The organism is Halomonas sp. B23F22_10, assembly GCF_043496975.1.
Lineage (GTDB): Bacteria > Pseudomonadota > Gammaproteobacteria > Pseudomonadales > Halomonadaceae > Halomonas > Halomonas smyrnensis.
In genome coordinates, this window is sequence record NZ_JBIEKF010000003.1 from 104,288 (window position 1) to 118,348 (window position 14,061).

The following is a 14,061-nucleotide window of genomic DNA, read 5'->3' on the forward strand; positions in this document are numbered from 1 at the left end:
TATGCTGCAGGAGTAATGTTCGCGTCGCCGTGACGGCGCCCGGGATCGGCCCGTGGCGCCGCCGTCGGGCGGCAGGGAGCGATCATGAACACCGCAGTACGCAACGTCTTCGTGGTGGGGCTGGACGACTTCAATCGTCAGCGGCTCGAGGGCCTGAAGGGGGCGGAGGACTGCCGCTTCCACGGCGTCATCGCCCCCGAGGCGGTCTACGACACCGAGGTCTTCGACATCGCCGCCATGCTCGACGAGTCCACCGCCCAGCTGGAAGCCTTCGACGGCACGGTGGACGCCATCGTCGGCTACATGGACTTCCCCGTCTCGACCATGCTGCCGATCCTCTGCGAGCGCTTCGGCACCCGCTCGCCGACGCTGTCGAGCCTGCTCAAGTGCGAGCACAAGTACTGGAGCCGGCGGGTGCAGCAGGAGGTCATCGCGGCGCACATCCCGGCCTTCACCGCCTTCGATCCCTTCGACGACGAGGCCCTGACGCACATCGGCGAGCAGGGGCTCCACTTCCCGTTCTTCGTCAAGCCGATCAAGTCCTCCGGCTCGCGGCTGGGCTTTCGCATCGACACCCCGGAAGACTTCTACCATGCCATCGAGCGCCTCCGCGCCGAGATCGGCCTGATCGCCGATCCCTTCAACACCGTGCTCGAGCAGGCCCGGCTGCCGGGCGAGATCTCCGCCGTGGAAGGCCACTTCTGCATGGCCGAGGCGATCATCGGCGGCTGGCAGTGCACCGTGGAGGGCTACGTCTTCGAGGGCGAGGTGGTCAGCTACGGCATCGTCGACTCGCTGCGCTATCCCCAGGTGCTGAGCTTCTTCCACTACCGCTATCCGTCCGGGCTGCCCGAGGCCGTCCAGGCCATCATGCGCGAGCTGACCGAGCGGGTGATGCGCCACATCGGCTTCGACAACTCGGCGTTCAACATCGAGTTCTTCTGGGACGAGGTGCAGGACCGCATCTGGCTGCTCGAGATCAACACCCGGCTGTCGCAGTCGCACTGCGACCTGTTCGAGAAGGTCGACGGCGCCAGCCACCAGCAGGTCGCCGTTGACCTGGCGCTGGGCCGGCGGCCCGGCATGCCGCATCGCCGGGGCGAGTTCGCGGTGGCGGCCAAGTTCTTCTATCGAGTGTTCTTCGTCGATGCCGTGGCCGTCAGGGTGCCGGGCGACGAGGAGATCGCCGCCCTGGAGGCGGATTTCCCGGGCACGGTGATCCACCTGCAGGTGGCGCCCGGCCAGCGGCTGTCGACCCTGCCGGAGCAGGACAGCTACAGCTTCGCGCTGGCGCATGTCTGGATGGGCGCCGACCGCGCCGAGCGGCTGCTGGAGCACTACGAGCGCCTGGCGGCGCGGCTGAATTTCGAGTTCGAGGACATCGTGGGCTGAAGAAGGAGGGCAGCAGGATGCGCATCGTCGAGGACTTTCCCCGCCGGGTTCAGGAGCAGGAAACCTGGATCCCCATGGCCGACGGCACGCGCCTGGCGGCCCGCATCTGGCGGCCGGTGGACGCCGAGGAGCACCCGGTGCCGGCGATCCTCGAGTACCTGCCCTATCGCAAGCGCGACCTCACCGCCGCCCGCGACGTCCAGAGCCATCCCTACTGGGCCGGCCACGGCTACGCCGGGGTGCGGGTCGACATCCGCGGCACCGGTGAGTCCGACGGCGTGCTCACCGACGAGTACCTGCCCGAGGAGCTGGCCGACGGCGTGGCGATCATCGAGTGGCTGGCCGCCCAGCCCTGGTGCAGCGGCGAGGTCGGTATGATCGGCATCTCCTGGGGCGGTTTCAACGGCCTGCAGATCGCCGCCCTGCGGCCGCCGGCGCTCAAGGCGGTGATCACCCTGTGTTCCACCGACGACCGCTACGCCGACGACATCCACCACATGGGCGGCTGCCTGCTGGGCGACAACCTGTCCTGGGCCTCGACCATGTTCGACGGCAACGCCTGCCCGCCGGACCCGGCGCTGGTCGGCGACCGCTGGCGAGACATGTGGCTCGAGCGCCTCGACGGCAGCGGCCTGTGGCTGGCCCAGTGGCTCGAGCACCAGCGCCGCGACGACTACTGGAAACACGGCTCGGTGTGCGAGGACTTCGCCGCCATCCGCTGTCCGGTGTACGCCATCAGCGGCTGGGCCGACGGCTACTGCAACGCCGTCTTCCGCCTGCTGGCGGGGCTCGAGGTGCCGCGCAAGGGGCTGGTCGGCCCCTGGTCGCACAAGTATCCGCACCTGGGCGTGCCGGGGCCGGCCATCGGCTTCCTGCAGGAATCGCTGCGCTGGTGGGACCAGTGGCTCAAGGGCCGTGACACCGGGATCATGGACGAGCCGATGCTGCGGGTGTGGATGCAGGAGTCGGTGCCGCCCTCGGCGCGCTACGCCGAGCGACCGGGGCGCTGGGTGGCCGAGCCGGGCTGGCCGTCGCCGCGCATCGTGCCGGCGTCGTTCCGCCTGAGCGTGGGCCACGACCTGCTGCCCGAGGCGCCGGACGTGGCGGGGGACGACGAGGTGATGACGCTGCGCTCGCCGCTGTCGGTGGGGCTCTATGCCGGCAAGTGGTGCTCCTACAACGCGCCGCCGGACCTGCCCCACGACCAGCGCGACGAGGACGGCGGCTGCCTGGTGTTCCAGACGCCGCGGCTGGAGGCGGCGATCGAGATCTGCGGCCAGCCCACGGTCGAGCTGGAGCTCGAGGCCGACCGGCCGGTGGCCATGGTGGCGCTGCGGCTGATCGACGTCGCCGAGGACGACAAGGCCACCCGGGTGTCCTACGGCCTCTTGAACCTGACCCATCGCGACAGCGACGAGCATCCCGAGCCGCTGGAGCCCGGCCGGCGCTATCGGGTGACGGTGGCGCTCAAGCACATCGCCCAGCAGTTCCCGGCCGGGCACGCGATCCGGCTGTCGCTGTCCACCAGCTACTGGCCGCTGGCCTGGCCGGCGCCGCGGCCGGTCACCCTGACGCTGTGCCCCGGGCGCAGCCGTTTGATGCTGCCGGTGCGCGCGCCGCAGCCCGAGGAGGAGGCGGCGCTGCCGGCCTTCCTCGAGCCCGAGGGCGCACCGCCGATCGCCAAGACCCTGATCCAACCCACCCAGGAGAGCTGGCGGGTGATCCGTGACCTGGCCAACGACCAGACCACCCTCGAGGTGATCAACGACGAGGGGCGCTACCGGCTCGACGCCATCGACCTGGAGATCGCCGGCCGGGTCACCGAGCGCTACCGCTACTCCTACGGCAGCTACGACAGCGTCAGCGGCTGGACCGAATGGGAACGCACCTTCCGGCGCGGCGACTGGGAGGTGCGCACCCTGACCCGAACGCTGATGACCAGCGACCCGGACAGCTTCCGCCTGCGCGCCACCCTGGACACCTGGGAGGGCGAGACCCGCATCTTCGCGCGCACCTGGGACGAGACGATTCCGCGGGATCTGGTGTAGCGGGGGAGTAGGAGGGAGGAGTCAGGGGCGCCGGCGACGGGGCGAAGAGGGGGTTTTTGCCATGGATGGTAAAAGTTAGCGCCCAGGGATGGGGTCACAGCGCCCCGGTGGGCCGGCCCCGCTCGCAGACTCGTCGCCGGAACAGCCCCGAGCTATTGTCGATGGCGTCACCGAGGTGTCGTCGATAGTCGGCGAGAGGCGCGGCTGCTATCTTGGCCTCTTTCGCGACAGGGATGCCCCGCCATGAGCGTGACCACCGCCGACGCGCCCGCGACGCCCCGGGCCTCGCGCAAGGAGATCCTGGGCTGGGCGATGTTCGACTTCGCCAACCAGGCCTACACCCTGCTGATCATCACCGTGGTGTTCGGCGAGCTGTTCACCACGGTGATCGTCGGCGACCGCGGCGACGGTTACCGCTGGGCCAACTTCCTGTGGAGCCTGGCGCTGGCGATCAGCTACCTGCTGGTGGTGATCACCGGGCCGCTGTGCGGGGCGGTGATGGACTACCGTGCGGAGAAGAAGCGCTTCCTGTTCGCCAGCTACGTGGTCACCATCGTCGCCACGGCGCTGCTCTACTTCGTCGCCCCGGGCCACGTGTGGCTGGGGCTGATCCTGATCGTGGTCTCGAATTACGCCTACTCCATGGGCGAGTCCTTCATCGCCGCCTTCCTGCCGGGGCTCGGGCCGCCGGAGTCGCTGGGCCGCATCTCCGGCTTCGGCTGGGCGCTGGGCTACGTCGGCGGGCTGTTCGCCGCCGGCTTCACCCTGGTGGTGCTGGGCGAGGCCAGCGCCGAGAACTTCGAGCGCATCCGCTGGGTCGGGCCCTTCGCCGCCGGCTTCTTCCTGGTCACCGCCATTCCCACCTTCCTGTGGGTGAAGGAGCGCGGCACGCCGCAGAACAGCGGCCTGTCCTATCGCACGATCGCCTGGCGGCGGGTCTCGACCACCCTCCACGAGCTGCGACGCTTCCGCGACCTGGCCATCTTCCTGGTGTCGCTGCTGTTCTCCATGGCCGGGGTCTACATCATCATCGCCTTCGCCTTCATCTACGGCGCCCAGGTGATCGGCTGGGACGAGTCGGTGCGCAATGTCATGTTCATCATCGTGCAGATCACCGCCGCCGCCGGGGCGATCGGCTTCGGCGCGATCCAGGACCGCATCGGCACCCGGGGGACCTACCTGATCACCCTGGTGCTGTGGGTGGCGGCGATCCTGGCGATCTGGGCCACGCCCGCGCTCACCGCCTGGTTCAACGCCGCGCTGGGCCTCGACTGGCAGGCCCAGCACCTGTTCCTGCTGGTCGGCTGCCTGGCGGGGCTCAGCCTGGGCTCGAGCCAGTCTGCCAGCCGTGCCCTGGTGGGGCTGTTCTCGCCGAGCCGCAAGGCCGCCGAGTTCTTCGGCTTCTGGGGCCTGGCCAACAAGCTCGCCGGGGTGGTGGGCATCGTCGCCCTGGGGCTGCTGCAGTCGGTGGTCGGGCTCAAGGCCTCGATCCTGCTGTGTGCGGGGCTGTTCATCGTCGCCATCCTGATCTGCCTGTTCGTCGATCAGCAGAGAGGCATGCGGGCGGCGAGTGACTGGGAAGCCCGCAACGGTTCCGGCATGTCCCACTCCAGCTAGTGTGGGGTATGCCGGGGCAAGCTGGAGCGAGGGGTTTTTGGCCATGGATGGCCAAAGTAGCGCCCAAGGATGGGTTCATAGCGCCCTCGCGCAAGCTTGCCCCGGCAAGGATGATCTTGCTTGTAGCCGTACTTCGTCTTCAGGCGGGGCGTTCGAGGGCGAACAGGTCGGTGGTGCGGCTGTAATCCGAGCCGGCCATGCGGCCGACCGGGCGCAGCGTCTCGATATCCACGTGGCGGCCGTCCCAGACCTCGGGCTCGGCGTGCACCGCGACCACCTCGGCGAGCACCAGGTTGCCGGCCAGCGGGCTGTCGCCGAAGCGGATCACTTCGCGCAGCCGGCAGCCGAAGGCGATCGGCGACGCGGCGATGCGCGGCACCCTGAGCTCGCCCATCGGCGCCTTGGCCAGCCCGGCGTGGTCGAACTCGTCTTCGCCGCGCGGCAGGCTGGCGCTGGTGGCATTGAGCGCCTCGGCCAGCGCCTCGCTGCCGACGTGGATCACGCATTCGCCGACCTCGTCGAGGTTCTGAAGGGTGTCCTTGGCCTTGCCCTCGCCGTTGAGCAGCGGCGAGAAGGCCAGCACCGGCGGATTGACGCTGGCCACGTTGAAGAACGAGAAGGGCGCCAGGTTGGCGCGCCCCTCGGCGTCGACGGTGGCGACCCAGGCGATGGGGCGCGGGGCGATGGCGCCGGAGAACAGCCGGTAGATCGTGCCGGCCTCGAGGGCCTCGGCGGACAGGGCGTCGGTGGGCTGGGCATCGGCAGAGGCGTCGCTCATGATCGCTCCTTGAGGGTGAACGAAAGGTCTCATCCCAGCATGGGCGCCGGCGGGCGTCCAGTGTCATGATGGGCGCCGGACGACGGGAGGGCGGTGAATGAGCGAGCAGGGCGGTGGCGTGAGGCGTGCGGGGCTGGGCATGATGCTGGCCTTCTGGGCGCTGCTGATCGGGCTCGGCACCTGGTGGTTCCAGGGCTGGTTCGAGGCGCGGGAGAACCCCAACGCCAACCTCGCCGAGTCGCTGGACGGCGGCCCGCTGACGCTCGCGCGCAACGCCAACGGCCACTTCGTCGCCACCGGGCGCCTCAACGGCGAGCCGGTGACCATGCTGCTCGACACCGGCGCCACCCAGGTGGCCGTGCCCGCCGACCTGGCCGAGCGCCTCGACCTGCCGCGGCACGGCTCGGCCAGCTTCTCCACCGCCAACGGCCGGGTGCGCGGCCACCTGACGGCCCTCGACGAGGTGCGCCTCGGTGGGCTGGTCGCCCGCGACGTCCAGGGCTCCGTCGTGCCGGGCCTCGAGGGCGACACGGTGCTCTTGGGCATGAGCTTCCTCGGCCGCTTCGATCTGCAGATGCGCGGCGACACCCTGACTCTTCGGCTGCCCGAGAAGGGCAAGGGCTGAGTGCCGACGGGGCTCACCCGCCGGCGCGAGGCTGATACCATGGCGCTTATGAACAGCGCCACGTCCGCCGCCGTGCTCACGGCCTCCCTGGACGACCCCTTCTACTACCTGGCGAACTTCCAGGGCGTGCTGGACTGGGTGGCCGCGCGCCACGCGGACCTGCTCTCCGAGCCCGAGCGCGCCTTCCTCGCCGACTTCCCGACCCTGCCCCGGGCCTCCCGGGCGCTGCTGGTGCGCATGGTGATGCGCAAGGGCGAGCACTTTCGCGTCTCGCGACTGGCCTACGACGAGATCGGCGACGCCGATGCCGCCCTCGGACCGCTGATCGAGGCCGGCTGGGTCGAGGCCGCGCCTCCGCTTTCCCTCGGCGAGCTGTTCCGCCAGCTGCGCCTGGCCGAGCTCAGGCGGGCCTTCGCCGACGAGATCGCCGCGGCCGGCCTGCCGAAAAGCGTGGCCAAGGGCGCGCTGCACGCGGCCCTGGCCGAGCGCGGGCTCGAGCCCCGGCGACTGGAGGACTGGTGGCCATCGGCCCCGGATCGCGTGGTGCGCCTGACCCTGATGGAGCGCTGCGACCGGCTCAGGCTGATGTTCTTCGGCAACCTGCGCCAGGACTGGGCGGAGTTCGTGCTCGCCGAGCTCGGCCTGCAGCGCTTCGAGAGCGTGCCCTTCGGTCCGGAGTCCCGCGCCTTCCAGCGTCGCGACGAGGTCGACGCCTACCTGGCCCTGCACCGGCTGCGCGAACGCCTCGACGACGGCGAGTGCCCGGCGGCGCTGGCCGCCGAGGTGCCGCCGGCGCCCGACAACGCCTGGCTGGCCGCCCGCCGCTCGCGGCTGCTGCTGAAGCTGGGCCGCGAGGCCGAGCGAAGGGGCGAGGCCGAGGCGGCGCTCGACGCCTATGCCGCCGCCGGCCTCGGCGAGGCGCGCGTGCGCCGGCTGCGCCTGCTCGAGCGGCGTGGCGAGTTCGCCCTGGCCCATCGGCTGATCGAGGCGGCCGAGCCGGTGGACGAGGCCGAGCGCCAGGCGCTGGCCCGGCTGCACCCGCGGCTGTGCCGCAAGCTGGGTCTGCCATCGCCGCACCACGAGCCGGAGCCCGTGCCCGAACGGCTCGACCTGGTGCTTTCAGCGTCTCCCGGCGGCGTCGAGCGCGCGGTGGCCGAGCACCTGGCCACGCCCCAGGCGCCGGTGCACTTTGTGGAGAACGCCCTGATCACCGGGCTGTTCGGCCTGCTGTGCTGGGACGCGATCTTCGCGCCGCTGCCCGGCGCCTTCTTCCACCCCTTCCACACCGGGCCCGCCGATCTCCACCGCGAGGACTTCGTGGCCCGACGCCGCGACCTGTTCGACGCCTGCCTGGCCGAGCTCGACGACGGCCGCCATCGCGAGACCGTCCGCACACGCTTCGGCGAGAAGCAGGGCCTGGCCTCGCCCTTCGTGCACTGGGGGGCGCTCGACGAGGCGCTCCTCCAGCGCGCCCTGGCCGCCATCCCGCCGGCGCATCTGCGTGCCCTGTTCGAGCGGCTGCTCGACGACCCGCGGGCCAATCGCGCCGGGCTGCCCGATCTGATCCAGTTCTTCCCCGAGGATGAGCAAGGAGAAGGCGGCGTCGGCTATCGGCTGATCGAGGTCAAGGGCCCCGGCGACCGGCTGCAGGACAACCAGCGCCGCTGGCTGGCCTGCTTCCACGCCCATGACATCCCGGTGGCGGTCTGCCACGTGAGATGGGAGGGCGCGTGAGCGAGGCGGGCCGGCGCGTCGCCGTCCGGGCGCTGTGCGAGTTCACCGCCCGCGAGGGCGATCTGGACCATCGCTTCACCCCGGCGCCGAGCGCCCGGGAGGGCATCGAGGGCCACGCCCGGGTGCAAAGCCGGCGCGGCGACGGCTATGAGGCCGAGGTGGCGCTGTCCGCCGACGTCGCCGGCCTGACCGTGAGCGGCCGCGCCGACGGCTTCGACCCCGCGGCCAAGCGCCTGGAGGAGGTCAAGACCCATCGCGGCAGCCTCGAGCGCATGGCCGCCAACCAGCGCGCCCTGCACTGGGCCCAGGCGGAGGCCTACGGGGCGCTGCTGTGCGCCGAGCGCGGCCTTGAGTCGATCACCCTGGCGCTGGTCTACCTGGATATCGCCACCGGCCGCGAGACCGTGCTGACCCGGGAGGCCAGCGCCGCCGAGCTGTGGGCGCGGCTCGAGGCCCACGCCCGGGCCTACGCGGCCTGGGCCGATCAGGAGGCCCGGCATCGCGCGGCGCGGGACGCGGCCCTCGGCGCGCTGGCCTTCCCCCACGGTGACTTTCGCCCCGGCCAGCGGACCCTGGCCGAGGACGCCTACCGCGCCGCCGCCACCGGCCGCTGTCTGCTGGCCGAGGCGCCCACCGGCATCGGCAAGACGCTCGGGACCCTCTATCCGCTGCTCGCCGCCATGCCCCGCCAGGGCCTCGACCGGCTGGCGTTTCTGACCATGAAGACCCCGGGGCGGCGGCTGGCGCTGGACGCCCTGACGGACCTGGGCGCCGACCGCGACGGCGAGCGGCTGCCGCTGCGGGTGCTCGAGCTGGTGGCGCGCGACAAGGCCTGCGAGCATCCCGATCGCGCCTGCCACGGCGAATCCTGCCCGCTCGCCCAGGGCTTCTTTGATCGGCTGCCGGCGGCGCGCCGCGACGCCGTGGCCCGCGGCTTCTGGGATCGCGCGTCGCTGCGCGCGCTGGCCCTCGAGCACGGCGTCTGCCCCTACTATCTGGGCCAGGAGCTGGCCCGCTGGGCCGACGTGCTGGTCGGCGACGTCAATCACTACTTCGACGACGGCGCCCTGATCCATGGCCTGGCCCAGGCCGAGGGCGCGCGCCTCGGCGTGCTGGTGGACGAGGCCCATAACCTGGTCGACCGAGCCCGCGGCATGTACAGCGCGGGGCTGGATCAGCGCCGGCTCAACCGGCTGCGCAAGGGCGCGCCGCCGGCGCTGTCGAGGCCGCTGTCGCGGCTCGCGCGGCGATGGCAGGATCTGCTGCGCGAGGCCGAGGAGCGGGAGTGGCAGGCGCTGGACGAGGTGCCGGGCGGGCTGCTCGGCGCCCTGCAGCAGGCGGTGGCGGCGATCACCGACTACCTGGGCGAGCATCCCGCCGGGGCCGATCCGGCGCTGCAGGAGTTCCTGTTCGAGGCGCTGGCCTTCGCCCGGCGCGCCGAGACCTTCGGCGAGCACTCGCTGTGCGAGCTCGAGCGCCACGGCCGCGGCCGGGCCAGGCTGGCGATCCGCAACCTGGTGCCGGCGGACTTCCTGGCGCCGCGCTTTTGCGCCGCCCGCTGTGCGGTGCTGTTCTCGGCGACCCTGAGCCCGCCGGGCTATCATCGCGACCTGCTGGGCCTGCCCGACGATACCGTCATCCGCAGCGTGCCCGCGCCCTTCGTCGCCGAGCAGCTGGAGGTGCGGCTGCGCCGCGACGTCTCGACCCGGCTGCGAGATCGCGAGGCGTCGCTCTCGCCCATCGTCGCCGAGCTGGCCGGCCAGTACCGGCGCCGCCCCGGCCACTACCTGGCCTTCTTCAGCAGCTTCGCCTACCTGGAGGCGGCGCTTTCGCGCTTCCGCGAGGCCTGCCCCGAGATCCCGGTGCGCGCCCAGCGGCGCGGCATGAAGGAAGACGAGCGCGAGGCCTTCCTGGCCGGCTTCGTGCCCGGCGAGACCGGCATCGCCTTCGCGGTGCTCGGCGGCGCCTTCGCCGAGGGCATCGACCTGCCCGGCGAGCGGCTGGTGGGCGCCTTCGTGGCGAGCCTCGGCCTGCCGCCCTTCGACGCCTACCATGCGGCGCTGGAGGCGCGGCTGGAGGCGCGCTTCGGCCGCGGCTTCGACTACGCCTACCGGGTGCCCGGCATGATCAAGGTGGTGCAGGCCGCCGGCCGGGTGATCCGCGGCCCCGAGGACCACGGTGTGGTGGTGCTGATGGACGACCGCTTCGCCCGGGCCGAGAATCTCGCCCTGCTGCCCGACTGGTGGCAGCTGGCGATCTGAACCGCGCCGCACGTTTTCGCTATGCCGCTCTTGCCGACGAGGACACGCCGATGACCCGAACCCGCCATGAACGCCCCACCTTCCAGCTGCGGCTGGTCGCCGACCGCGACGTGGTGCTGGGGCCCGGCAAGATCGACCTGTTGGCGGCGATCGCCCGGGAGGGCTCGATCACCGCGGCCAGCCGCGCGCTGAACATGAGCTACAAGAAGGCCTGGCAGCTGATCGAGACCATGAATCGCCACTTCCCGAGCGAGGTGATCGCCACCAGCACCGGCGGCAGCACCCGCGGCGGGGCCGAGCTCACGCCGCTGGGCGAGGAGCTGCTGGCGCGCTACCGGGCGATCGAGCGCCGCCTCGACCCCGAGGCCTGCGACGATGCCCGGGCGCTGCTCGCGCTGATGGCGGGGGAGGCATAGACGGCCGTCGACAGGTCTTCGGAGGGCGCTGTGAACCCTTCCCTGGGCGCTACCGACGCCCTGCTTCGCTCACGCGTCCTGCTCCGCTTGCAGGACCTGTGCTGGCCACCCATGGCCAGCCCGTTCGAAGCAGTGCTTCTCACCCATGGCGTAGGACCCTCGGTTCGACCTGTCCCCCGGCCTTCTGTGCGCGTGCCTTCGTGCTTGCCCGGGCGCTCATGGAGCGCTAACGTTCCGTTGTTTCCGGCAAGACATAACGGGAGTCTTCATGCCGCCGTGCACCGCTCGTCATCCGCTGCCCGTCCTCGGCGCCGGCCTCGCCCTGGCGCTGGGCGCCGCCGTCGTGCCGGCCCAGGCCGAGCCCGCCGCCAAGGTGCACATCTTCGCCGCCGCCTCGCTCACCGATGCCCTGGACAGCGCCATCGCGCGCTTCGAAGCGAGCCACGACGTCGACGTGGTGCCGGTCTATGCCTCCTCGTCCACCGCGGCCCGCCAGGTCGCCCGTGGCGCACCGGCCGACCTCTATTTCTCCGCCAACGAGCAGTGGATGGACTGGCTGGGCGAGCAGGGCATCGAACTCGCCGAGCGGGCCGACCTGCTGCAGAATCGCCTGTCGCTGATCGCCGCCGCCGACGAGCCGGCGTCCTTCACCCCCGGCGAGGGCATGCCGCTCGGCGCGCTGCTGGATGACGGCGAACGCCTGTCGGTGGGCGACCCCGACCACGTGCCGGCCGGCCTCTACGCCCGCCAGGCGCTCGAGTCCCTCGGGGAGTGGGGCGCGCTGGCCCCGCGACTGGCCCGGGCCGACAACGTGCGCGCCGCCCTGGCGCTGGTCGAGCGCGGCGAGGCGCCGCTGGGCATCGTCTATCGCACCGATGCCCTGGCCAGCGAGAAAGTGCACGAGCTGGGCCTGTTCCCGCGCGACAGCCACCCGGCGATCCGCTACCCGGTGGCGCTGATCGACCCGCCGGCCGATGACGCCGCCGAGGCCTTCCGCGCCTGGCTGGGCGGCGACGAGGCCCGGGCCATCTTCACCCGCTTCGGTTTCGACGCCGCCGGTTCCAAGAGCACCGACGACGGCGCCGAGGGCTAGTCGATGCTGTCGCCGGTGGAGGTCGAGGCCATCCTGATCAGCCTGCGCGTGGCGGGCACCGCGGTGGCCTGGATCCTGGTGCCGGGCATCGCCCTGGCGTGGCTGATGGCGCGCCGCGATTTCCGCGGCAAGGCGCTGCTCGACGGCGTGCTGCACCTGCCGCTGGTGCTGCCGCCGGTGGTGGTCGGCTATCTGCTGTTGCTGTCGCTGGGCCGCCAGGGCTGGCTGGGCCGGTGGCTGAACGAGTGGTTCGCGGTGAGCCTGCCCTTCACCTGGCAGGGCGCGGCGGTGGCCGGCGGGGTGATGGCCTTCCCGCTCTTGGTGCGGGCCGTGCGCCTGTCGCTGGAGGCGGTGGACGTCGACCTGGAGGCCGCGGCCAGCACCCTGGGCGCCGGCCGCCTGCGGGTGCTGTTCACCATCACCCTGCCGCTGGCGCTGCCGGGGCTCCTGACCGGCACCGTGCTGGCCTTCGCCCGGGCGCTGTCGGAGTTCGGCGCCACCATCACCTTCGCCGCCAACATCCCGGGCGAGACCCGCACCCTGCCGCTGGCGCTCTACACGCTGATCCAGACTCCCGGTCAGGAGGGCGCGGCGGCGCGGCTGTGCGCACTGTCGGTGGTCATCGCCATGGTCTCGCTGGTGGCCTCGGAGTGGCTGGCGCGCCGGGCCCGGCGCCGGCTTCGTCAGCGCGATGGGTAAGTCTGGGATGCCGGGGCAAGGCATAGCGAGGGGTTTTTGGCCATGGGTGAGGCGACCCTCGCCGAACGGGCTGGCCATGGATGGCCAGCACTGGTCCTGCAAGCGGAGCGGGACGCGAGAGCGCTGCAGGGCCAAAGTAGCGCCCAAGGATGGGTTCATAGCGCCCTCGGGACGCCTTGCCCCGGCAGGATTTCTTCGAGTGCCTGGAATGAGTCCCAAGGGAGTGCCATGTCATATGTGACCGCCGCCCATGACGGCGCCGCCGGCGCGCGCTCGGCGCTGACCCTGGACGTCGAGCAGCGCCTCGGCGACTTCTCGCTGTCGGCGTCGCTGGCGCTGCCTGCGAGCGGCGTGACCGCGCTGTTCGGCCCCTCCGGCAGCGGCAAGACCAGCCTGCTCAGGATGATCGCCGGGCTCGATGCGCCGCACCGCGGGGCGATCCGCCTCGGCGACGAGACGCTGGTGGACACCGCGCGCGGCGTTCGGGTGCCGCCGCATCGGCGCCATCTGGGCGTGGTGTTCCAGGAGCCGCGGCTGTTTCCCCACTACCGGGTGCGCGGCAATCTCGCCTACGGCATGCGCGGCGCCGGGCGCGGGCGCTTCGATGCCGTGGTCGAGCTGCTCGGCATCGGTGCGCTGCTGGAACGCTTCCCGGCCACGCTGTCCGGCGGCGAGGCGCGCCGGGTGGCGATCGGCCGGGCGCTGCTCAGCGAGCCGCGGCTGCTGCTGATGGACGAGCCGCTGACCGGCCTCGACGGCGCCCGCAAGCAGGAGCTCCTGGACTACATCGCGCGGCTGGCCGGCGACATCGACATTCCCATCGTCTACGTCAGCCACGATCCCGACGAGCTGACCGCCATCGCCGACCACCTGGTGCTGCTCGAGCAGGGCCGGGTGGTCGCCGACGGCCCGCTGGACGCGCTGCTGCAGCGCTTCGAGCTCACCGAGCGGCTGGGCGGCTTCGATGCCGCGACCCTGGTCACGGCGACGGTGGAGGAACACGACCCGCACTATGCGCTCAGCCGGCTGCGCCTGGCCGACGGCCAGCGGCTGACGCTGCCCGCGGTGGACGCCGCGCCCGGCACGCGGCTGCGGCTGCGCATCCCGGTGCGGGAGGTGGCGCTGGCCCTGGACGAGCCCGGCGCCATCAGCTATCGCAACCGGCTGCGCGCGACGGTCGAGGAGATCGGGCCGTCGCGGCCCGGGCAGGCCGCCGTGGAGCTGCGCCTGCGACTCGGTGAGAAGGGGGCCGAGGAGCAGAGGCTGCGCGCGCGGCTGACCCGCAAGTCCCTCGACGAGATGGGACTCGAGCCAGGCATGTCGGTCATCGCCCTGGTGCGCAGCGTGGCCTTTGATACCCGGCGGCCCTAGGCTTTTACGAAAAGTGCCTGCGCTCGC

11 protein-coding genes are annotated in these 14,061 nt (G+C 71.8%); 10 read left to right on the forward strand and 1 reads right to left on the reverse strand.

The features are described from left to right. Positions 1–84 precede the first annotated feature (84 nt). The 3 genes from ACGTNF_RS07590 (at position 85) to ACGTNF_RS07600 (ending at position 5,057) form a co-directional block, all read left to right on the forward strand. A complete protein-coding gene (locus ACGTNF_RS07590; protein ID WP_394601163.1) occupies positions 85–1,392 on the forward strand; it encodes an ATP-grasp domain-containing protein in 1,308 nt (435 codons plus the stop codon). 17 nt (positions 1,393–1,409) lie between these two features. After that, the gene (locus tag ACGTNF_RS07595; protein WP_394601164.1) at positions 1,410–3,440 is read left to right on the forward strand and encodes a CocE/NonD family hydrolase; all 2,031 of its coding nucleotides are present in this window, start codon (positions 1,410–1,412) and stop codon (positions 3,438–3,440) included. A gap of 243 nt (positions 3,441–3,683) precedes the next feature. Further along, on the forward strand, positions 3,684–5,057 hold the full coding sequence (locus tag ACGTNF_RS07600) for an MFS transporter (protein WP_394601165.1): 1,374 nt from the start codon (positions 3,684–3,686) through the stop codon (positions 5,055–5,057). A 139-nt stretch (positions 5,058–5,196) separates the two neighbouring features. Here the strand turns inward: ACGTNF_RS07600 and ACGTNF_RS07605 are convergent, their stop codons facing one another. After that, entirely contained in the window at positions 5,197–5,835 is a 639-nt protein-coding gene (locus tag ACGTNF_RS07605) for a flavin reductase family protein (RefSeq protein WP_172977636.1), read from the reverse strand. A 97-nt stretch (positions 5,836–5,932) separates the two neighbouring features. Here ACGTNF_RS07605 and ACGTNF_RS07610 point away from each other — a divergent pair, with 97 nt between their 5' ends. The 7 genes from ACGTNF_RS07610 to modC all read left to right on the forward strand — a co-directional run bounded on the left by ACGTNF_RS07610 (position 5,933) and on the right by modC (position 14,034). Next, positions 5,933–6,460 carry a retropepsin-like aspartic protease family protein gene (locus tag ACGTNF_RS07610; RefSeq protein ID WP_016855235.1) on the forward strand — a complete coding sequence of 176 codons (528 nt, stop codon included), beginning with the start codon at positions 5,933–5,935 and terminating at the stop codon, positions 6,458–6,460. Between the two features lie 48 nt (positions 6,461–6,508). Continuing rightward, positions 6,509–8,194 (forward strand): VRR-NUC domain-containing protein, encoded by a 1,686-nt coding sequence (locus ACGTNF_RS07615; RefSeq protein ID WP_394601543.1) that lies wholly within the window; start codon positions 6,509–6,511, stop codon positions 8,192–8,194. Continuing rightward, positions 8,191–10,455, forward strand: coding sequence for an ATP-dependent DNA helicase (locus ACGTNF_RS07620; RefSeq protein ID WP_394601166.1), 2,265 nt, complete (start codon positions 8,191–8,193; stop codon positions 10,453–10,455). The genes ACGTNF_RS07615 and ACGTNF_RS07620 overlap by 4 nt, the downstream gene beginning before the upstream one ends. Positions 10,456–10,505: 50 nt before the next feature. Further along, complete coding sequence (locus ACGTNF_RS07625) at positions 10,506–10,871, forward strand: winged helix-turn-helix domain-containing protein (RefSeq protein WP_394601167.1); 366 nt, start codon at positions 10,506–10,508, stop codon at positions 10,869–10,871. 268 nt (positions 10,872–11,139) lie between these two features. After that, positions 11,140–11,964, forward strand: coding sequence for a molybdate ABC transporter substrate-binding protein (gene modA, locus ACGTNF_RS07630; RefSeq protein WP_394601168.1), 825 nt, complete (start codon positions 11,140–11,142; stop codon positions 11,962–11,964). A 3-nt stretch (positions 11,965–11,967) separates the two neighbouring features. Further along, positions 11,968–12,663, forward strand: coding sequence for a molybdate ABC transporter permease subunit (gene modB, locus ACGTNF_RS07635; protein WP_394601169.1), 696 nt, complete (start codon positions 11,968–11,970; stop codon positions 12,661–12,663). Between the two features lie 228 nt (positions 12,664–12,891). Continuing rightward, complete coding sequence (modC, locus tag ACGTNF_RS07640; RefSeq protein ID WP_394601170.1) at positions 12,892–14,034, forward strand: molybdenum ABC transporter ATP-binding protein; 1,143 nt, start codon at positions 12,892–12,894, stop codon at positions 14,032–14,034. The last annotated feature ends 27 nt before the right edge of the window (positions 14,035–14,061 follow it).

What these genes read in the sequence shown, in the direction of transcription:
- ACGTNF_RS07605 (WP_172977636.1), bottom strand. Translation starts at nt 5,835, where the DNA reads ATGAGCGACGCCTCTGCCGATGCCCAGCCCACCGACGCCCTGTCCGCC.
- ACGTNF_RS07615 (WP_394601543.1), top strand. Translation starts at nt 6,509, where the DNA reads ATGAACAGCGCCACGTCCGCCGCCGTGCTCACGGCCTCCCTGGACGAC.
- modC (WP_394601170.1), top strand. Translation starts at nt 12,892, where the DNA reads ATGTCATATGTGACCGCCGCCCATGACGGCGCCGCCGGCGCGCGCTCG.
- ACGTNF_RS07595 (WP_394601164.1), top strand. Translation starts at nt 1,410, where the DNA reads ATGCGCATCGTCGAGGACTTTCCCCGCCGGGTTCAGGAGCAGGAAACC.
- ACGTNF_RS07625 (WP_394601167.1), top strand. Translation starts at nt 10,506, where the DNA reads ATGACCCGAACCCGCCATGAACGCCCCACCTTCCAGCTGCGGCTGGTC.
- ACGTNF_RS07590 (WP_394601163.1), top strand. Translation starts at nt 85, where the DNA reads ATGAACACCGCAGTACGCAACGTCTTCGTGGTGGGGCTGGACGACTTC.
- modB (WP_394601169.1), top strand. Translation starts at nt 11,968, where the DNA reads ATGCTGTCGCCGGTGGAGGTCGAGGCCATCCTGATCAGCCTGCGCGTG.
- modA (WP_394601168.1), top strand. Translation starts at nt 11,140, where the DNA reads ATGCCGCCGTGCACCGCTCGTCATCCGCTGCCCGTCCTCGGCGCCGGC.
- ACGTNF_RS07610 (WP_016855235.1), top strand. Translation starts at nt 5,933, where the DNA reads ATGAGCGAGCAGGGCGGTGGCGTGAGGCGTGCGGGGCTGGGCATGATG.
- ACGTNF_RS07600 (WP_394601165.1), top strand. Translation starts at nt 3,684, where the DNA reads ATGAGCGTGACCACCGCCGACGCGCCCGCGACGCCCCGGGCCTCGCGC.